At 38.7% G+C, this 21,009-nt stretch carries 13 protein-coding genes; 10 read left to right on the forward strand and 3 right to left on the reverse strand.

What is annotated here, in order from left to right; all coding sequences use genetic code 11:
• The first annotated feature begins 1 nt into the window (after position 1).
• The 9 genes from H6607_11170 (at position 2) to H6607_11210 (ending at position 13,365) form a co-directional block, all read left to right on the forward strand.
• On the forward strand, positions 2-1,264 hold the full coding sequence (locus H6607_11170; GenBank protein ID MCB9262923.1) for a hydroxymethylglutaryl-CoA reductase: 1,263 nt from the start codon (positions 2-4) through the stop codon (positions 1,262-1,264).
• Positions 1,261-2,157, forward strand: coding sequence for a UbiA family prenyltransferase (locus H6607_11175; protein MCB9262924.1), 897 nt, complete (start codon positions 1,261-1,263; stop codon positions 2,155-2,157). Before H6607_11170 ends, H6607_11175 begins: the two co-directional genes overlap by 4 nt.
• Positions 2,157-4,592, forward strand: coding sequence for a phosphoenolpyruvate synthase (locus tag H6607_11180; GenBank protein ID MCB9262925.1), 2,436 nt, complete (start codon positions 2,157-2,159; stop codon positions 4,590-4,592). The genes H6607_11175 and H6607_11180 overlap by 1 nt, the downstream gene beginning before the upstream one ends.
• Entirely contained in the window at positions 4,589-5,632 is a 1,044-nt protein-coding gene (locus H6607_11185) for a DUF3419 family protein (GenBank protein MCB9262926.1), read from the forward strand. Before H6607_11180 ends, H6607_11185 begins: the two co-directional genes overlap by 4 nt.
• Positions 5,629-6,270, forward strand: coding sequence for a phosphatidate cytidylyltransferase (locus tag H6607_11190; protein ID MCB9262927.1), 642 nt, complete (start codon positions 5,629-5,631; stop codon positions 6,268-6,270). The genes H6607_11185 and H6607_11190 overlap by 4 nt, the downstream gene beginning before the upstream one ends.
• Positions 6,271-6,834 carry an SRPBCC family protein gene (locus H6607_11195; GenBank protein ID MCB9262928.1) on the forward strand — a complete coding sequence of 188 codons (564 nt, stop codon included), beginning with the start codon at positions 6,271-6,273 and terminating at the stop codon, positions 6,832-6,834.
• Positions 6,831-7,796, forward strand: a complete 966-nt coding sequence (locus H6607_11200) for a hypothetical protein (GenBank protein MCB9262929.1) — start codon at positions 6,831-6,833, stop codon at positions 7,794-7,796. The genes H6607_11195 and H6607_11200 overlap by 4 nt, the downstream gene beginning before the upstream one ends.
• Entirely contained in the window at positions 7,793-9,229 is a 1,437-nt protein-coding gene (locus H6607_11205) for an AMP-binding protein (GenBank protein MCB9262930.1), read from the forward strand. The genes H6607_11200 and H6607_11205 overlap by 4 nt, the downstream gene beginning before the upstream one ends.
• Positions 9,230-9,768: 539 nt before the next feature.
• Entirely contained in the window at positions 9,769-13,365 is a 3,597-nt protein-coding gene (locus H6607_11210) for a T9SS type A sorting domain-containing protein (protein ID MCB9262931.1), read from the forward strand.
• A 103-nt stretch (positions 13,366-13,468) separates the two neighbouring features.
• Here H6607_11210 and H6607_11215 read toward each other — a convergent pair whose 3' ends face one another.
• A complete protein-coding gene (locus H6607_11215) occupies positions 13,469-14,230 on the reverse strand; it encodes a response regulator transcription factor (GenBank protein ID MCB9262932.1) in 762 nt (253 codons plus the stop codon).
• Between the two features lie 5 nt (positions 14,231-14,235).
• Here H6607_11215 and H6607_11220 point away from each other — a divergent pair, with 5 nt between their 5' ends.
• A complete protein-coding gene (locus tag H6607_11220; protein ID MCB9262933.1) occupies positions 14,236-16,062 on the forward strand; it encodes a histidine kinase in 1,827 nt (608 codons plus the stop codon).
• A 260-nt stretch (positions 16,063-16,322) separates the two neighbouring features.
• Here H6607_11220 and H6607_11225 read toward each other — a convergent pair whose 3' ends face one another.
• Positions 16,323-19,805: an efflux RND transporter permease subunit gene (locus tag H6607_11225; GenBank protein MCB9262934.1), complete on the reverse strand. Its 3,483-nt coding sequence runs from the start codon at positions 19,803-19,805 to the stop codon at positions 16,323-16,325.
• A gap of 37 nt (positions 19,806-19,842) precedes the next feature.
• Positions 19,843-21,000 (reverse strand): efflux RND transporter periplasmic adaptor subunit, encoded by a 1,158-nt coding sequence (locus H6607_11230; protein MCB9262935.1) that lies wholly within the window; start codon positions 20,998-21,000, stop codon positions 19,843-19,845.
• Between the last annotated feature and the right edge of the window lie 9 nt (positions 21,001-21,009).

Below are 21,009 nucleotides of genomic sequence, written 5' to 3' on the forward strand. Positions count from 1 at the left end.
TATGTCTATCAACATCGATAAAGCAAAAAAAATATTTGAAAACCTCAATGAAATAACGGGGTTAGAAAAGCTTATTTCTAATTTAAGTCCTAATTTTTCTAACATCGATTTTGGATTGCCAAAAGATAATTCTGTGACCTCCACCAACATCCGATTGGAATATTTAAAAAACAATACCAATCTCGGAAGCAATGCTTCTATATCAGAAATAAATCTTTCTGATATAGAAAAACTGGATGGAAGCATAGAAAATTTTATTGGCTTTGCCACTATTCCAATGGGTGTAGCCGGTCCGCTTCGTGTAAATGGCTCGGAAGCAAAAGGCGAATTTTTTATACCGTTGGCCACCACCGAAGGTGCGTTGGTTGCATCCTACCATAGAGGAGCCAAAGCAGTGAGCCTGAGCGGAGGCGTGACCAGTATTTGCCTGACCGAAGGTGTTCGGCGAAGTCCACTTTTTGGTTTTGAGGATATGCAGAAAGCTATTAATTTCCTGATTTGGGTAACAGAGCAAAAAGAAAAATTTAAGGAAATAGCCAAAAGCAAAACCAACCACGGTAGGCTGATTGATGTGCAGTTGAACATGGAAGGAAACCACGTTATTTTGACCTTCGAATATTACACAGGTGATGCTTCCGGCCAAAATATGGTAACCATTTGCACCGATGCCATTTGCCAATATATTGAGCAAACCTGCCCCATTACAGCCAAATATTGGTATGTTGAGGGCAACTATTCGGGTGATAAAAAGGCCAGTGCCATATCCTTTACCACGGTGAGAGGCAAAAAAGTGACCGCAGAATGTGTGGTAAAAGCAAATGTGTTAGCGTCGGTATTAAAAACTACGGCCAACGCCGTTGAAACTTACTGGCGAAGCAGCACCGTATCGGTTATTCAGAGCGGCAGTATTGGTGCACAAGGGCATTTTGCCAATGGCTTGGCAGCACTATTTTTAGCCACGGGTCAAGATGTGGCATGTGTTGCCGAGGCCGCGGTGGGGGTTACACGTATGGAGGTTGTAAACGAAAGTGATTTGTATGTTTCGGTTACTCTTCCAAACCTCATTGTGGGTACTGTGGGTGGTGGAACCAAATTTTCCAGCCAACAAAACTGCCTACAAATGATGGATTGCTCCGGCCAAGGTAAAGCCCGAAAACTCGCTGAAATTGCAGGTGCATTGTTGCTTTGTGGCGAATTGTCGATAGCCTCCGCTTTGGCAGAAGGACATTTCACATCCGCACATCAAAATTTGGGAAGAAAATGAAATACTTAACCTATTTAAACGAACGATTTCCGTTGCAATCGCATGTTCCGCTGATTGCAGCTTTCTCCTTTTCGGCCATCTGTTTTTCGCTATCTGCCAGTGGCGAAACCCAATTTATTGATTGGAAAAACTATGCCGCAGCATTCTATTTGGTCATAACCACTTTCTTTTTACTGAGAATTTCGGACGAATTTAAAGACCATGAGGATGACATGAAATATCGAAAATACCTGCCTGTTCCAAGAGGTTTAATCTCATTGGCAGAGCTACGAAACATTGGCATTGTAGTATTCGTCACCCAAATAATAACCCTTTGGTTTTTCCCGCATTTTGGTTGGATATATGCCGTGGCCATGTTATACATGGCACTGATGTTTAAAGAATTTTTTATGGCTGATTGGCTAAAAAAACACCAATTGGCCTATGTATTTTCGCACATGGCCATTATACCGTTGGTAGATTTAGTGGCCAGTGCCGCCCATTGGTCGTTTGCCGAAATAATGCCCCCAAAGGCATTGCTTTGGTTCTTTTTTGTCTCCTTTTTTAACGGAATGGTTTTAGAATTTGGCCGAAAAATAAAAACACCCGCCATGGAGGAAGAAGGTGTGGTATCCTACACAAAACTCTATGGAGTGACGGGAGGAACTTGGCTTTGGCTGGGCATTTTAACCATTACCTACATACTGGCGTTGTTTGCCTCAGCCCATATCAATAGCCCCGTTTGGGTATATATTGTTTTGACTATTTTTTTTGTGGCGGCCTTTATTTCCGGTATTCTTTTTCTAAAAAATCCCACAAAAAAAAGCAGCAAAATGATTGAAATTTTCAGTGGGATTTGGACTATGGGCATGTATTTAAACATCGGAGCTCTACCTTTTCTTTTGAGCAATTAATGGCGACAAAAACTCATATCGGTGGCAAAGCAACCTCGTTGCATTTTTTAACCAAAAATGGTTTTAACGTACCGCCATTTGTGGTTTTCAATGAAACCGAAATAAAGAATCTTACCGAACAAAAGCTGAACGAAAAAATGGTTTCAATGCATTCTGTTGAGCATTTTGCCGTTCGTTCATCCGCCAATGTGGAAGATGGTTTGCGGCATAGTTTTGCCGGTCAATTTGAGACTAAATTGTATGTAAAAAGAACTGACTTATTAAAAACCATTCAGGAAGTTCATCAATCCAAATTTTCAGAGAGAGTTCAAACCTATTTGGCCAAAACAGACATTAGTACGAAGGATTTGGAGTTGGCAATTATTGTTCAAGAAATGATTGAGTCCGACTTTAGCGGTGTTGGCTTCAGCAAAAATCCCACAAAACCGTATAAAAATGAGCAGGTCATTTCAAGTGTTTTTGGACTTGGTGAAGGCCTTGTTTCGGGTGCTTTGGCTGCTGACACCTTTATAAGGAAAAACAATGGCCATTGGCAAAAAACCATTGCCCATAAAAACGAAATGTTCATCATTCTCAACCATGAGGTTGCTCATTTTTCAGTGCCAGATGAAATGAGAGATAAAAGTAGCATGAACGATACTGAATTGAATGAGGTATCGGCTATTCTGTCGAAACTCGAAAAACTATATGGCTGCCCGCAAGACATAGAATTTTGCTACCAAAACAACCAACTTTATCTGCTTCAAAGCCGCCCCATAACGACCATCGACAAAAACAAGCAACACATTATTTGGGATAACAGCAACATTGTTGAGTCATATCCGGGCATTACATTGCCCTTCACGTTCTCGTTTATTTTGGAAATTTACGAGTCGGTTTATTTCAATTTTGGCAAAATGCTCGGAGTTCCTAAAACGCAGTTAGAGGCCAACAAAGAAGTATTTGCCGAGATGTTAGGACACATAAAAGGCCGCGTTTATTATCATCTTATCAATTGGTATAAGGCATTGGCCATGCTGCCAGCCTATCAATTAAATGCCCAATATATGGAAAAAATGATGGGCGTTTCAGAGCCTTTGGGTGTTGAATTTACGCTAAAGAAGCAACCAACCAAAGCTCAGTCCTATCTCCATTTGGCAAAAATGGTTTTCAATTTATTGAAGACAAATTGGCAGTTGCCAAAACGAAAAAAGGAGTTTACAAAAAAGATAAACCATATAATTTCTGACTACAAAAAACAAGATTACGGCAAAAAAAAGGCATCTGAAATTTGGGCGGATTATGGTCAGTTCAAAAAACTTTTGGTCAACGAGTGGACACCTCCATTGGCCAATGATTTATTTGCCATGATTTATTTTGGTACGCTCGAAAAATTATCGGACAAGTGGCTGCACCAACCGGGTTTGCACACAGATTTGGTTATTGGCAAATACCCATTAAAATCAGTAGAACCGGCCAAAATGGTCAATCAGATTATTGAAACGGCAATTGACGAGGACAAACTAAATCAATTAAAAACCTCCTCAGAAAAAGCTATTTGGTTGCTTTGTCAAACAGGGCAATTTGGCCAGACAGGTACTTTAATAATGGAGTACATTCAGCAATATGGCGACCGCAGCATTGGCGAGTTAAAACTTGAAAATGAAACCTTTACACAAAATCCTGAATCGTTTATTGCTGTATTAAAATCGTACAACAAAGCCGCAGAAGGGCAAAAAGTGGTTGCACAAAATGCCGAGGAAGTTTCGAAACACCTTCCTTTTTGGAAACGAAAAATATTCTGCTATGTAGCAAACAAAGCCGCCGAAACAGTAAGTGACCGAGAAAATTTGAGATTTGACCGGACATTTGGTTTTGGCACCGTTCGCATGTTTCTTTGGGAGATGGGCAAAAAATGGCAAGAACAAGAAATTTTGAATCATCACTCGGATATTTTTTATCTTTCAGAAAAAGAAATTGATTTGTTTTTGGGGGATAAATTGACCACAGTAAGGCTGCAAAAAACAATATCCGACCGCAAAAAAGAATTTGCCGAATATTCTAAAATCGAATCACTTCCTGCCAGAATCCATGAGTATGGGGAGGAGTTTGATTTGGATGATGACAGCAACTCAACCGAGGGGCAATTGCACGGAATACCCTGCTGTGCCGGAGAGTTAGAAGCCGCTGTAAGCATTTTGAGCCAGCCAAACGAAGTGAAAAGTTTGAACGGAAATATTTTGGTAACCACCAGCACCGACCCGGGTTGGATAACCATTTTTCAATCTGCATCCGGCATTGTAGTAGAACGGGGCAGCACCCTAAGCCATGCTGCCATTGTAAGCCGCGAGTTGGGCATACCGTGCATTGTTGGGGTAAAAGGCATAACCAAATTGCTAAAAAACGGCGATTTGATAAAAATGAATGGAAAAACGGGAGTTATAGAGCAAAAATGAACAATCCGTTGAAATACAGCAACTGTTGGGAAGATGCCTTTTTGTTGGGCAACCACCTCAATGTGCATGCCGAAAGCAGGGTTATGTCTGTGGCTTCGGGTGGAGACAACAGTCTTTATCTCTTACAGTATGCTCCCGCCGAGATGTTGTGCATCGACCTGAATGAAATTCAACTGTTTGTAACCCAATTCAAAGAATCGGCCATACGAATGTTGGAATATTCAGATTTTTTGGCTCTTCTGGGATTTGTAGAACACCCAAACCGTCAGGCACTCTATCAAAAAATAAAACCAGATTTGCCACAAAAAGCACAAGATTTTTTTGAGAGCCATTTTTACTTGATAGACAACAAAATCATACATCAAGGCAAGTTTGAGCATTACTTTCAACTGTTTTCAGGCCGAATTTTGCCATTGATACACAACTCAAAAAAAGTGGCACAACTATTTAAAAACAAATCAGAACAAGAGCAAAACGATTTTTATAAAAACCTTTGGGATACATGGCGTTGGCGGCTGCTTTTTAAGATTTTTTTCAGTCGGTTTGTAATGGGCAAATGGGGAAGAGAACCTGAAAAATTGAAACATGTAAAAGGAACTGTTGGCAACAAAATATACCAAATGGCCGGAAGACATTTGGCCGACAGACATTGTCAGCACAACTACATTTTAACCTACTGCCTTACCGGGAATTTTGGCAACAATTTACCTCCTTATGCAAGACCTGAAATATTCGAAAAAACAAAAAATTGGCTGTCTGAAAACCGCATAAAATACAGTCTTTGCTCATTGCAAGAGGCTGTTGCCAATTATCCAAACTACACCCGATTTAACCTATCAAATATTTTTGAATATATGACAGATGATGAGTTCAATCAAAATATCCAAACACTGACTAAACATTCGGCAAGCGGCTCTATTATTTGTTATTGGAATCTAATGGTAGAGCGGATTATCTCTCATACTGAATGGAAGGAAAAAGAACATTTGGGCAACGATTTAGGCTTTTTTTATCAAAAATTTAATGTGTTCGAAAAATGAAAGAAATTGTCATTTATTCTGGTATCTACTTGGCTCTGTTTGGTATAACGGAGTGGCTCTATCACAAACAAAAATTTCAGGCTGAAACCACTCGAAAAATTGTACACATCTGCACCGGAATCATTGCCTTGACCTTTCCTTCCTACCTTCTACATTTATGGCAAACCGCCCTTTTGTGCGGGTCATTTCTATTGCTCATGTTTGTCAGCGAACGCTATCGATGGTTCAAGTCCATCACTGCCGTTGAGCGAAAATCGTATGGAAGTTGGCTGTTTGCCGTGGTGGTTTTGCTCTGCTTTTTCATCCAACAAAAGTTAGATAATACCACCCTGTATTTTGCACCCATTTTAGTGCTTTCTCTGGCCGACCCAATGGCAGCTTTTATTGGCAAAAAGCTGCATTTCAAACCATTTACCGTGTGGGGTCAAACAAAAACCCTGGGTGGCACTCTGGCATTTATGGCCACCTGTTTTGTTATTTTGTTGATTTTGAATACTGGAGAAATAACTTTTAGTAAACTTTTGAAACTACTGCTTATTTCAGGTATTACTGCCGTTGTAGAGGCCATTTCTACCAAAGGTTGGGATAATTTGACCATACCTATTTCGATAATTGTTTTACTTTATTTTTTTAATTAGATGAAAAAAGTCAGGGTTATACTCCTAGTTTTATTGGCTGTCCTATTGGTATTGGTCATTTTTAGCCCATTCAAAAAAAACGCTGCAACCAACGAATATAGGCTCGAAACAAAGGTAACTATTCATGCACCTGTCGAGAAAACTTTCGGCTATTTGGGCAACTCCGACAACGCAAAAAAGTGGTCTGTTTATGTTGACCACATTACTTCGCTAAACCCCGAAAAACACCCTGATGGGACGCTGCTTTCTACCCGAAGATGCTTTAAAAATGCCAACGAAAAAGGGATTCAATGGGATGAAGACATTGTAAAAATCGAACCAAATGTGATGCGAGAATTGACTATTTACAACATGAAGAATTTCCCTCTCAAAACTGACAACCTTGTTACCCGACAGCTATACAAACCCGCTGATAGCCAAACCACTGAGTTGATTTTTGGGCTATATAAAAATGTCGAAAAATGCACCTTTTGGGATATTATAAAAATGAAATTGACCGGATATGTGGTTGCTAAGATTTTTAAAGGAAATCTAAAAAACATCAAACAGGAGGTGGAAAAATGAAGGTTGAAATCATTGCCCCCAATCCAAAAATTTTGGATGAATTAAACACATTTTGTGGGATGTTGTATCAACCTCGGCAACATGTTCAAGTTGGCAATTGGAAAAATGTAGAGCACGTTATTCTTGTTCGGAAAAACCATGAATTGATGGGATTTCTAACCACTTTTAGCAATCCTTATTTGTCAAAATACCTGATTGCGGGAAACTATCAATGTGTTCCGAACCCCGAAGTTTCAACTCAACTTTTTGATGCACTAAAATCACTCGCAATCCAAACAGACATAACTTCCATTATTGGCCCAATGAATGGCTCTACATGGCACAGCTATCGGTATAGCAATTACATTTCTAATCCATTTTTCATGGAATATGTGCATAAAGATTATTACGTAGAACAATGGAAAAATGCAGGCTTTTTGGTGTGCGAAACGTATTGTTCAAACACCGAACAGTTTGACCCTCTAAAACAATTTTTGGGTATGGACGAGTTTTTGACTGAAAAAGAATTGACAACCAAAAAATTTGGTCAAGAGCAACTCATAGATATACATGGCTTTTGCAACCAGGTTTTCTCAAAGAATCCGCTGTTTTCTCCAATTTCTTTGAATGAGTTTTTGGAACTATACACCCCCCTTTTACCTTATTTCGACCCCAATTTAATTGACTTAATATACGATCAAAATCAATTGGTTGGCCTGTTGCTGGCCATTGCCGACCCAAAAGACCCATCGACTGTTATTGTAAAAACCATTGCCCGACACCCCGATAAAAAGTACAACGGGTTGGCCACCGTTTTGTCCAATCGATTTTACAAAAAGGCCGTTGAAATGCACTTTCAAACTATGATACACGCCTATATGCACCTTGAAAACAGTTCCACTTTTGTCTCGAAAAAATATGGTGGTTCGGTATTTAAAGAACATATTTTGTTTGAATACGACCTAAAAAGAATTGAACCATGAATATTGTAAACCACTTTTTTGAAGCTGCAAAGCAGCACCCATTGGCCACAGCCATGGTAGAAAAACAAAGGGTTTTGAGCTTCTCGGACATGCAAAAACAAGTGGAACAAACGGCTTTCTCGCTTTCTAAAAAGGGAATAAAATCCAACCAAAATATACTGGTAATGATGCCCGTGGGAATTGACCTTTACGTGCACATTTTGGCTATTTTCCAAATAGGTGCCCGTGTGGTGCTGGTGGATCAAATTTTTCCAAAAAAAGGAGTGTTATATGCTTTCAAAAAAGCTGAGTGTACGGCCATCGTAACGAATCATTTCTTATCCGTTTTTAGATTGTTCTTTTTCAGTTCAGGTTTGTTTGGCAACGTTTTTTCCATCAAAAAAAACCCTGAACGATTAAAACAAATTTCACAAAAAACGAGGGATGATGAAGCCTTAATCACTTTTACAAGTGGCAGCACCGGAAATGCCAAAGCTGCCAACCGAACCCATGGCTTTTTGGATATACAATTGCAAACCATTATTCAAAAAACAGGGCTTTCACCCGGCGATTGTCATCTCACTTCGTTTCCGGTGGTAACGATGTGCAATTTGGCCGTAGGAGCCACCTCTGTAATGTTTGCCAAACGATTGAATTTAAAAGATCGACAACTTATAAAAAATCATTTTTGCCCCAATATTGTATCTGCCTCGGTAGAATATTTCAATCAGTTTTCGGCAATTATTGACCACTCAAAATTGAAAAAACTCGTTGTCGGCGGCTCTACCCTTTTACCACATCTGGTGGCCAAATGCACGGCCAAATTTGACCCCAAAAAGACCGAATTAGTCTATGGTAGCACAGAGGCTGAACCTATTGCAACCCTTACAGCTGCCAAATATTTCGATATATATTCAACAGAGGAAAAAGGAATTCCGGTGGGTGTAAAACACCCGAATATTGAGGTAAAAATTATTCAGCCAAATACCGACAAAGTAATAGAATGTAGCGAATCATACATTGGTGAAATCATCGTATCGGGCAATCATGTTTTAAAAACATATTACAAAGACGAAAATGCTTACCGTGAAAACAAAATGGAATGGCAACAAACCATTTGGCACCGCACCGGAGATGCGGGATATATCAAACATGGCATACTCTATTTTTTTGGTAGAATGAAGTGGTGTTGGCAGGAAAATGGCGAGTGGTTTTCTCCTGTGACATGCGAAAAATTCTGTTCTGAAAACAATTTGGCTTTGGAGGCTACCTGGCTGCGAATTGAAAATGAAAATATGCTATTTTATTCCGGGAAAAAGGCAGCGAAAAACGACTTATTACAGAGTTTCCCTCACACAGTTTCCAAAATCATTTCACTGAAAAAATTGCCAAAAGACAAGCGACATGCCAGCAGAATAGACTATGAGAAACTGATTGGATTGGGATTGAAATAAATATCCATAAATTTACCTCTACCTCCAAATATTTTTCAGAAGTCCTTCTAACCCCTTATTAATTCGCACGTTGACCTCTCACGTTCAAATGTCTAAAATTTAGAATAAATACATACCAAATTCTCAAATACCAAAACCTCATGAGTAAATTCAAATCTCTTCGACCAAATTATCATACACAAGTAGAATGATGGGGATATAATTACATCTCATTATCAATGACTTCCATCTACAATTAGAATTTTTTTTTCCAAAAATGGGAAAATATCTATACCAAATTATCATTAATATTTTACAGGAATTTCGGTTTGATAATTGAAAAACTATTTTCATACTTCAGAAGTCCATTTTGGTTTAATCAACCTGTCTTTGGTATTGCGTTTGAAGTTTTGGAGTTAAAATTATGAATTTCACTTATGAAGCATTTTACAACACAAATTCGATTATTTAACCCAGTAAATAGGCAAATAATAATAAGGAAGCCACGATTATATTTTCTTTTACTAATCATTTTGGGCAGTCAATTGGCAGAAGGAAAGATGTATATATATGACGGGCAAACACACGATGCCAATGCCTCCCTCCTTTCAACATGGCTGTCGGATATAAATGACGGCGGAAGTGCGGATTATTTTTTAAACTTTGATGGATACAGTTCTTATCCTCAAAATATAAATGGGGTAACCCAAGCAGGAGGTTTAAAAATAACTAGGAACCCTACCAATGCCACCGTGAGCGACATAACCTCGAAAATGGATCCTGAATCAAGCAGATATGGTTTATATGCCTCAGGCGACAATCAAGAATATATTTTTGACTTTAGTTCTGCCACCATTAATTATTTTTCCATCTACCTTACAGACATGGACCAAGCCCCATCTGCCGAAAAAAATGTTACAGTTACTATAACTTTTGATGATAATAGTACGGAAACATATATCACAGATTATACCAAAGGGGGTACATCAAACGACAATGAATTTTTTGGAATAATCAGTTGGGATAAAAAAATCAAAAAAGTATCAATAAAACCAGAGAAAGGTAGTGAACATGGTTATGATAACTTGCGATACGGTTCAAGTTCTCAACCATCAGGTTGTTTTATTGGAGTACGCTCCGTTACACCTCCAACTTGTTCCTATGTTAGCAACGATATAGGATATTATGACCTCTCGGTTCGAGTATCTTATCAAAACATCTCATCCGGATCAACCATAAACATCAATGGCACTAATTTTACAGCTAACGGTTCGGGCGATCAAACATTTGTATTAACCAATTTGCCAATTACCGGTAACGGCCCAGATTATGTAGATGTTGTCATCACAACATCCTCTTGTTCAAAAACTATCTCGGAAGCATACGTAAAACCCGCTTGGGTAAGTTTTAGTAGTTACCTCTTATCGAATTGTTATCAGGTATCAGGTAATGATGTGGTTGACATTTCAATGACCGTAAAATACCACTCTACCGTGGTGGATAACGGATACATTCTTTCTGGAGATTATTCAGGTTCATCTGATGTAAACGTTAAGACGTGGAATGTGAGTGCCGTACCCGCCAATGGCAGTTTGTTTGAAGTTTTTGCAAAGGTTGATAAATACGCGACACGGGCTTGCTACGATACCCTTTCCCTTAACCCTTCTTGCACACCACCTGATTCTTCAACAATATGCGGTGATGTTTTTTTCGATGAAAATGGCAATGGAGTTTTTGATGGCACCGATGCCTATCAAGCAAACATTGGAATAGAAATTTATGAAGATGACAATTGTAATGGCGTTATAGATGCCTCGGATGCACTCCTGACAACTGAGTTAACCGGGGTGAGTGGGGCGTTTAGCACTAAAGTTCCCTATATATCTGGCACTCAATGTTATACGGGCAAAATTAAAACTTCTGCTTTGCCAAGTTCGTTTATCTTGACACTTCCTGCTACTGATACGGTTCAAATAAAAATGAAAAATGAAAGTCGATGCGTATTGCATTTTGCCTACGACACTTTGTTGGTAAACAAATTATGCGGAAAACTTTTTGAAGACCTCAATCAAAATACTGTTTTTGATAGCTCTGATATGGGATTGGGCAATGTAACCGTTAAATTATTCCGTGATGCCGATTGCAATTCATCAACCTCTGGATCAAACGACACATTAATTGCATCGACACTAACAAATTCGGCGGGAGACTATGAGTTTTTCACTCAATATCTTGGTGGAACGCAATGTTATAAAATAACCTATGACACCACTCAACTACCGAGTTCAGCTATTCCCACAAGTTCAACGAAACTATTTGTTAGCCTTTCATCTGGAGGCAATGTAAACTGCGACAACAACTTTACATACGAAAAAACAGATTGTAGTGGATTGAGCAGCATTACCGGAACAGTTTTTATTGATGCAAACGTGGATGGAACCATGCAACCAAACGAAAATGGCCAATACAATGTGTTGGTTAATCTATACGAGGACGTAAACAAAAATGGCTCTTTCGATGCAGGTACAGATACTTTCTTGAATTCGACAAGAACAGATGCAAACGGGGAATATGCATTTTATCCATACTTCAATCCTGTGCAAGCAACTTCCGACTGCTACATGGTTTCCAGTTCTACTGACGATGCAGAAGAAACATCGAGTGGCTCAATGGATTTGACAAGTAACCAGCTACAGGTGGCCAACAAATGGTGCTCAATGAGATTTCAGAATGTGGCCATTGCCAAAGGAACTACCATAGACAGTGCCACTATAAAATTCTCAGCTTATGCCAGCGATGCCACCTCCATTTCGGTAAATATTTTTGGTGAAGACACCGCAAATTCTTTAACATACACAAGTACAAACGGCAACATTTCTGTAAGAAATTTAACCTCAAACTCCGTTAGTTGGACACCCACAGCTTGGACAACAGATGACATACATTACACACCAAATATTGGAACTGTTTTGACAGAAATTCTTTCAAATAGTTCTTGGTCGAGCGGAAATTCTTTAAGCATTATTATGGAAAGAATGGGTACGACAGATCAGCGGCAAGCCAGAACCTACGACAACAGCACCACTCTGGCTCCAGAGCTTTGCCTGTATTACAATCAAAATTCTGAAAAACGATACTTAATTATTGTTGACTCCACCACCATGCCCGCCGGAAAAACAATGACTACTTCGGCAGTACAGACTGCAACGTTTACGTGCAAAAATCAGGTGGATTCGTTGAATAATTTCGGTTTCAAATTAGACACTTCAGGCATTAATATGATAATTGGAAATGTATTTGAAGATGCCAACAACAATGGTGTGAATAACAGTGGAGAAGATTCCGTATCAAACATTAGAATCTACCTTTATGCTGACAATAATTGCGATGGAGTAATTGACAATTTGGCCACGCCACTCGACAGCTCTATTACCGACAAAGATGGTATGTTCAGATTTTATCTTGGTAATGGTGTTTTAGGTTGCTTTATATCCGCACTTGATTATACAACCTTGCCCCCAAGCTATACGGTAACAACCCAGGATACATCCAGATTTCAATTTTCTACCTATGGAAATATCAAGACATACCCATCTTATGGCATCTATACCCCACCGCTACCAGTAACTTTTATTTTCGTACATGCCTCAATCATACAAAACAATGGTTGTGAGGTTTCTTGGGCAACAGCAATGGAGGAGAATACACAATATTTTGAGATTCAAAGAGCTATTGAATCTGATGAATTTGAAATAGTGAACACCATAGGTGCTTCATTTTACTCCACCCAACTTACGAATTATTCTTACTTGGATGAAACAATACCGCCTTTTGCAAAAAACATCAGCTATAGAATTTGTGCTGTTGATGTGGACGGTTCTGTTATGTATAGCAATATTGTGTATGCATCTGTTTCTAACAAAAACGACAATATAAAAATATGGCCGAATCCGGTTACTGATTATATAATGATAGAACCTGGGAACAAGCGAAGAGGTACTCTTGAAATCGTTGATTTATCGGGAAGAATAATCGCAAAATATACTATTGAAAATAGCTTCAACACACTTGATTTAACTTCCCTCCCAACCGGAAGTTATACAGCAAGTTTTATTGACAATTTTGGAAATCAACAAACTTTTAAATTCATAAAGTAATTATCATTAATTTTTTTTTCGAGAAGAGGGGAGTTTTGCTCCCCTTTTCTTGTTTGGGTAAATCCGAGGTCAGAAAATCGTTTTGGCTCTAAACCCATTTTTTTTACGAAGATTTATCTATACCAAGCAATACTTCCAACGCATGTCTCTTGTTTGTAGAAACAGGAATTCGTTCATCGTCAATCATAATGAGAGAACAAGATGCTTTAATCTCCAGCTCACTTACATAATTCAAATTGACAATATGTGATTTATGCACTCTTAAAAAATTGGATAAAAATTCCTTCGACTCAAAATAACCAAGGTTCTTGGATGAAACAATTAGTTTTCCATCTCTAAGGTGAATATTTGAATAATTGCGATCAGCACTAATCCTTACAACGTCATTTTGATTTAAGAAAACAAATCCGCTAATGGCTGGTACGGCAAGTTTATCATTGACAAAATTGGATTGGTTCAATTTTGGATTCTCTTTATTTATCGTTTCAATTATGGCCGAACAAAGCTGCGTTTCGGAAAAAGGTTTCAGTAAATAATCGGACACTTTATGCTTATAAGCATCCGAGGCATAGTTGTTATAAGCTGAAGTAATGATTGTTTTACTACCCACATCAGGTTTTACATTGAGCAACGAAATACCGTTTTGTTTACCCAATTGAATGTCTAAAAAAATCAAATCATAATCGACTTGCAACAGATTGGCACAGGCACTTTCAATATTGTCCGAAATATCAACATCGGCCGGACTAAAACCAAAACCAACGAGTCTAGTTTTTAACGACTCCGAGGCATTTATCTCATCTTCAACAATTAAAACTTTTAAAGTATTGGCCTGAATTAGATTTTTATTAATATTGGAGTTCATACAGTATGTTGTGCAAATATATGGGTTATTCGCTCTATCGAAGAATTGCTTTTATCCTATTGCTAAGCTTTTTTAACATTGCTTGTAATAATTCTGCCTCAGATTCAACAGAATTGGAGGTTTTACCTAAAAAGTATTTTGGCAATGGAGATAGTGCATCTTTTAACACATTAGATTCATTAAAACGGAGCTTCATAATACAAGGAAAAACGAAGTATCTGATAGAAACCTATTTGGTTTTGGCCAACAATTATTTCTTGGTAGGTAGGGTATATGATGCTTTGGAGCAATTGCACACTTTGGAGGATTTTTACTTCAATGAGATGAATGACGAACAAATGTCAAAGCTGTATATGCTGCACTCTTTATGTACCGCAAACTTGGTGGATTTGGAAATGGATAATTACTGTACTGCACTTGACTATGCAACCAAGAGTGTGAGTTATCTCAAAAAAAGTGGCAAACCTATAAACCCCAATGAGGCAAGCAAACAATATACAGTGGCCATCAGTGCAGCACTTAAATGTGATTTGGCAAAAGCTGAATCTCTATTGGAAGAAGCAAGAAAAAGATGCTATAAAACAGAGGGTGTTTGGTGTTATTTGGAGGCTCTTATAGAACGAGAAAGGAAAAATTATGCTCGGGAAAAAGATTTAATGTTTCGAGCAATTGAACTTTCAGATGAAAACTATAAAAAAGATTTAAAACATGAACTTTCGGTAACCTATAGAAAGCTCAAAGAATTTGAGAAATCGGATAGTTTGATTTTAGAATATCGGAACGAGAACGCTGAAAACAGAACAAAGTATTGGATTATCCCGAACATTAATTTAGGCAACAATGCCTTTGAGCAGCAGAACTTTGAAAAAGCTACGAAATACTATGACATAGTTTTAAACGAATGCTATAGGCTCAAGATAAATAGACTTGCCTCCGAAATTTTTACAAATTATCAAGTTGCACTTCAAAAACTATCTCAAAACGAAAAACTTATTGATTTGCAAAGAGTTCATCTCGACTTTATCAAGTCGGAGCTAAAAACAAAAAAAAATGCCGAGGTTTTGTGGCATCAAAAAAACTTAAAAATTTTTAATTTGGACAACCAGTTGCGAATGGAGCATTTTAAACGTAAAAACAACTTTCAACTTTTTGCACTGGCCATTTTAATTCTCATTATCATTTTTGGCTTGCTTTTCTACAGGCAAAAGAAAAAAAACTATTCGCTTAAAATAGAGCAAAGTCAAACCAAAATTCAAATGTTAAACAGCCAATTTACCCCTCACTTTACCTTTAATGCCCTCAACACCATTGTAAGCCTTATAACCCTAAAAAAATATGACCAAGCCATTGACTGTACGGAGAAATTTGCCAACCTAACGAGAACATTTTTACACAACATCCAGTTTCAGTTTGTTGACCTTGATTCGGAAATTAACTCAATAAAAAATTACTATAATATCGAAAAAATAAGACTTGGATTTAAATCTGATTTGATTGTTAAAGGCATTGAAACACCGGAAATAAAAAACTGGCTCGTGCCTCCAGGTATATTCCAACCAATTGTTGAAAATAGTGTTCTTCATTCCCTTCCCCAAAACTTAGAAACTCAAATAAGCGTAGAATGTTTAAATCATGGTTCATACCTTGAAGTAACTATTTCCGATAATGGCGAGGGGTTTGATTTGCAACACGCAAAATATGGATTAGGTATTAATATGGTTAAGAATAAAATGCAGCAATATGCCAAATTATATCATTTGCCGTATGATTTTAGAGTTACATCCGAAATTTCAAATGGAACTAAAGCGATTTTTAAATTTCCAAAAAAATAGATGCTTCCTGAATTGGAGATATGATAATCTGTTGAACTGAATTGATATACCCCTGCTTGATAGAAGTTCGCAAATAATAAACATCAACAACTTTTAGGAACAAAAATACCCAACGGATACCAGCCAAAGCCATCATCGAATCCAACAAACAAAAGCCTAACACTCCTATTTATGTCTCGAATTCAGCAAAGTGAATTTCATTCTTTCCAAAAAATGCACAAAGCCAAAAAAGACCCATTTGTCTTTTTTATCAAACTTCTTTATTCCGAAATCAAAGACTCCGAATCGTCTTTAGCATAGTCGGCTGTCTTTAAATCTTTGCCAAACATTTGTTTAAACTTAATAGTAGCACTATCACTCAAATAGTACATAACCGGAACGATAATAAGTGTTAAGAACGTGGCGAAAACCAAACCAAATATGATTGTCCAAGCCATTGGAGCCCAAAAGTCGGCATTTTGACCACCTAAATAAAACTGTGGGTCAAAGGTGGTGAGCAATGATTGAAAATCAATGTTCATACCAACGGCTAATGGAATTAGACCTAAAACCGTTGTGATTGCCGTTAACAACACAGGGCGAAGCCTTGTTCTTCCACCTTCTACAATCGTTTCTACAATATCCTCTTTCGACAGCAATTCGTTTGGCCCGATGCCATAGGCTGCACGTTTTCTCTCTCTTAAAAGTATGGTGTAATCTACTAAAACGATGGCGTTGTTTACCACAATTCCGGCCAACGAAACAATACCAATTCCACTCATAAGAATACTAAATGGCATGTGTGTAAGGCCAAAACCGAGGAAAACCCCAATGGTGCTAAAAAGAACCGAGAACATGATAATGGCCGGCCCAATGATGGAGTTGAACTGCGTAACAATAATCAAGAAGATTAAGAAAACCGCCAACAACAACGCACCCACCAAAAAGCTCGAAGTATCCTCCTGCTCCGCCTGCTGACCTGTAAATTTGTAGGTATATCCTTCGGGCATGTCGTAATCAGCCAACAGTTTTTCAAATTCGGCCACAATTTCGTTGGCATTTGCACCCTCCTCTACCTCCGAGAAAATGGAGATTACTCGTCGGGTGTCTTTTCGCTTAACCGAACCATAGGTAGAATTATAGCTGATGTTGGCCACCGCCGAAATAGGAACCTGCACAATTTTTCCATCCGCCATGTTTCGGAAAGTGATTTTGGTGTTCATCAAATCACCCAAATTGTATCTATAATCTTCCGTAAATCTCAGGTTTATTTCAAAATCGTCTTCTCCATCTTTGTATTTGCTGATTTCTTTTCCCAAAAGAGCTGTACGGATGGTTCCGGCAATGTTGTATGTACTCAAGCCAAAACGACGGGCAGCCTCGCGGTCTATATGCACTTCGAGCATGGGTTTGCCCAACTCCAAATCGGTCTGCAACTGGTCAACACCTTTTATGTCCTCATCTTCCATCCGCTTTTTCACATCTTCCACCAGTTCAATAAGTTTAAGGTAATCATTGCCCATAATTTCTAAGTTAATGGGTTTACCCATTGGTGGCCCGTTGGCATCTTTGGCAAAAGTCAACCGCACTTCAGGAGGATTTCCGCACGCATCTTTTATTATTTTCATCAATTCGCTTGAGCTTGGAATATCTTTCATGAATACACGATTTTTAAACTCAATAAAAGACACCACAATTTTTGCTTTGTGTGGCGATGGTCCCATTTCGGGTGAGCCACTGTTGGGGTCGCTGGTTTTTTCACCAACTTGTGCCAAAACAGCTTCTACACCTGCCCGATAGGGTTTTAATGCTTCCGATACTTTATGTTCTAAAATTTTGGTAATCGAATCTGTTTTTTCGATGTCTGTACCCAGTGGTGCTTCAATAAAAATGTTTACATACCGAGGTTGATTATCCGGAAAGAATACAATTTGGGGATTGCTCATTCCAAAAAATATTATTGAAAGAATCATCAGAAAACATGTTCCTAAAAAGAAAAACACTGGGTTTCGTTTTCTCAATGCAAATCGGGCAGACCGGGCATAAAAATCTTCCAACCGCGGCATAATATTGGCCATAAAATAATCGCCCCCGGGTTTTAACACATATCGGTTTAACACAGAAAGCACAAATCCGGTAATGAAAAGCCCACCAATAAGCCTTGATTTTGGCGATAATGCGAATAAAATTCCCAACACCAAAATAACGGCCATTCTTATCCAGAATTTCTTTTCAGTTCCTTTTTTTCCGGGTGTGTTGTCTTTCATCAAATTGGCCGTAAGCACTGGGTTAATAACCAATGCCACAAACAAGGATGAAGCCAATACAATGATGAGTGTTAGGGGCAAAAACTTCATAAACTCGCCCATCATGCCAGGCCATATCAGCAATGGCAAAAACGCTGCAAGCGTGGTGGCAGTAGAGGCTATGATTGGAATAGCCACCTCTCCTACCCCTCTTACAGAGGCCGTTTCGTTGTCTTTTCCTTCTTCGGTTCGCAAACGATAGATGTTCTCAACCACCACAATGCCGTTATCCACCAACATACCCAAAGCCAGAATGAGCGAGAAAAGAACCATCATATTGAGCGTATTACCCCCAAAATTGAGAATGGCTATACCCAAAAGCATGGAAATAGGTATAGCTATCCCCACAAACATTGAGTTTCGCAAACCGAGGAAAAATATAAGAACCAACACCACCAAAATAACCCCCATTATAATGCTGTTTTCTAACTCGCTAACCAATGAGCGGGTATCTTTCGATTGGTCATTTGTTACCGTTACCTTTAAATCAGAAGGAAACGAATGTTTCATGTTATGCTTTATAATGGCATTTATTTTATCAGCTGCCGAAAGCAAGTTTGCCCCATTGGCTTTTACCACATCGAGCGTCACTACTGGGTTTCCGTCCAAACGTGCATAACTCGTTGGCTCTTTTTGTCCAAAACTTACCTCGCCAATATCTCGGAGGTAAACAATGTTCTGAAATTCATTTTTAATTATAACATCCTTAATTTCATTCCAGCTTTTAAACTCGCCATCAATACGAATGTTTCTACGTGTCCTATCATCCCCGCTAATGCTTAGAATATCGCCACCACTCATGGTTACATTCTCACCCCGTATGGCATTTTCCACATCTCCCAGCGTTATTTCCAGAGCTTCCATTTTAACTCTGTCAATAGAAATTTGCACTTCCTCGTCGGTCAATCCGGTCAAATCTACTTTGGAAACTTCGGGGATATTTTCTATATCATCCTGCAATTTTTCGGCATATTCCTTTAACTCTTCTTGCGAATAATTTCCAGAAACGTTGACATTCATAACTGGGAAATCGGAGAAATTCAACTCCATAACATTCGGGTCGGCTGGCAAATCGCTGGGCAACTCGGCTTTCGCTCTATCCACAGCATCTTTTACTTTTTGCAATGCCTCCGACGATTCGATATCAAAATTGAACTCAGCAATGATGATGGAAAAATCCTGTATCGAGGTGGAGGTAAGTTTTGTTATACCATTGATACCATTCACTTCCTTTTCAATGGGTCTGGTCACGAGGTTTTCCATATCCAGCGGCGAGTTGCCAGGATATGCCACGTTGATATACATAGTGGGGAGTTTAACTTCCGGAAAACTCTCTTTGGGCATAGTTTTGTAGGCCACCATACCCAACACCACCACAATAACCACCATTACATAAACGCTGATTTTGTTTTTAACCGACCATGTCGATAGTTTAAACTCTTTTGCTACTTCACTCATTTTTAATTCATTATGAATTTTTTGACTCAAAAAAGTCTCACTTAGTTCCGTTGGCAACTTTCACTTCATCGCCCTCTATCACGTTGCTGAATCCTTCTACAATTATTTCATCGCCATCGGCCAAGCCTTCGGTAACAACGGTTTTTGCAGCATCTTGCAACCCAATTTTTATCGCACGTTTTTCAACCGTTTTTTTGCTTCCGTTTGATTTAACCACCATTATGTAATCGCCTTTTCCATCGTTTCGTATCAATTTTGTTGGCACGCTTATCACGTTGCTTTGTTGTTTGTTTGAAACGGTAAGCATGGATAACAAATTGGGGCGTAATTGATTTTGATATTTCGTTGGTTTCACAATGACCGTAAACGTTCTATTGTTGGGGTCAACCACGTTTCCAATCGACGATATTTTTTCTTTCCAAGTAAGATTTAACGATGGAAAATTTACTTCAATTTCTTGACCTACTTTCAAATCTGTAACATACACCTCCGAAACTTTGGCAATAATTTTCACATCACTCAAGTCAACAATTCTGGCTATTGGCCCACCAGTCATGCTACCGGCTAACTCGCCTTCGTTGGCCATAATTTGATCAACGGTTCCATTAATGGGAGATCGCAGGGTAAACTTGGCCAATTGAGCATTGGCTGTGGCCAAGCTTTTCTGCAAGTTTTCGTATTGATTTTTTGCCTGCAAATACTGCATTTCGCTACCTATTTTTTGGCTCCACAATCGTTGTTGCTTCTCAAAATTAATTTTAGCCAAACTCATGGCATTTTCCAATTCTGCAATTTGCGAATGTGCCGTAGAAGCATCTAATGTGGCAATTGCTTGCCCTTTTGAAACACGTTGCCCCTCTTTAACATAAATTTTTGTGATGTTGCCTGGCACCTCGGCACTTACAAACACATCGTGGTTGCTCTCTACCAAGCCTTGCACTTTAAACGCCTCGTTATAGCTGCCTTTGCCCACGGCTGATACAGTAACGGCAATGGCCTTGTCTTTGGCCGTAGTATCAAGTTTTTCAATTTCCTGTTTTAAGGTGGAAATTTCACCCTTTAGAGTCATCAATTCCTTTTCCTTTTTGGATAATTCCGCTCTCTTTTTGTCTAAATCCGTTGAGGCTTTTTTTCCGCAAGAAACTACTGCCATGGCCATTGCCAAAAGCAACGCAATATTTTTTAACAATTTCATTTTTAAACG

The organism is Flavobacteriales bacterium (assembly GCA_020635395.1).
Classification (GTDB): Bacteria; Bacteroidota; Bacteroidia; order NS11-12g; family UBA9320; genus UBA987.

Excerpts from the sequence above, each read along its gene's own strand:
- H6607_11170 (MCB9262923.1), top strand. The coding sequence starts at position 2 with ATGTCTATCAACATCGATAAAGCAAAAAAAATATTTGAAAACCTCAAT.
- H6607_11175 (MCB9262924.1), top strand. The coding sequence starts at position 1,261 with ATGAAATACTTAACCTATTTAAACGAACGATTTCCGTTGCAATCGCAT.
- H6607_11180 (MCB9262925.1), top strand. The coding sequence starts at position 2,157 with ATGGCGACAAAAACTCATATCGGTGGCAAAGCAACCTCGTTGCATTTT.
- H6607_11185 (MCB9262926.1), top strand. The coding sequence starts at position 4,589 with ATGAACAATCCGTTGAAATACAGCAACTGTTGGGAAGATGCCTTTTTG.
- H6607_11190 (MCB9262927.1), top strand. The coding sequence starts at position 5,629 with ATGAAAGAAATTGTCATTTATTCTGGTATCTACTTGGCTCTGTTTGGT.
- H6607_11195 (MCB9262928.1), top strand. The coding sequence starts at position 6,271 with ATGAAAAAAGTCAGGGTTATACTCCTAGTTTTATTGGCTGTCCTATTG.
- H6607_11200 (MCB9262929.1), top strand. The coding sequence starts at position 6,831 with ATGAAGGTTGAAATCATTGCCCCCAATCCAAAAATTTTGGATGAATTA.
- H6607_11205 (MCB9262930.1), top strand. The coding sequence starts at position 7,793 with ATGAATATTGTAAACCACTTTTTTGAAGCTGCAAAGCAGCACCCATTG.
- H6607_11210 (MCB9262931.1), top strand. The coding sequence starts at position 9,769 with ATGTATATATATGACGGGCAAACACACGATGCCAATGCCTCCCTCCTT.
- H6607_11215 (MCB9262932.1), bottom strand. The coding sequence starts at position 14,230 with ATGAACTCCAATATTAATAAAAATCTAATTCAGGCCAATACTTTAAAA.
- H6607_11220 (MCB9262933.1), top strand. The coding sequence starts at position 14,236 with ATGTTGTGCAAATATATGGGTTATTCGCTCTATCGAAGAATTGCTTTT.
- H6607_11225 (MCB9262934.1), bottom strand. The coding sequence starts at position 19,805 with ATGAGTGAAGTAGCAAAAGAGTTTAAACTATCGACATGGTCGGTTAAA.
- H6607_11230 (MCB9262935.1), bottom strand. The coding sequence starts at position 21,000 with ATGAAATTGTTAAAAAATATTGCGTTGCTTTTGGCAATGGCCATGGCA.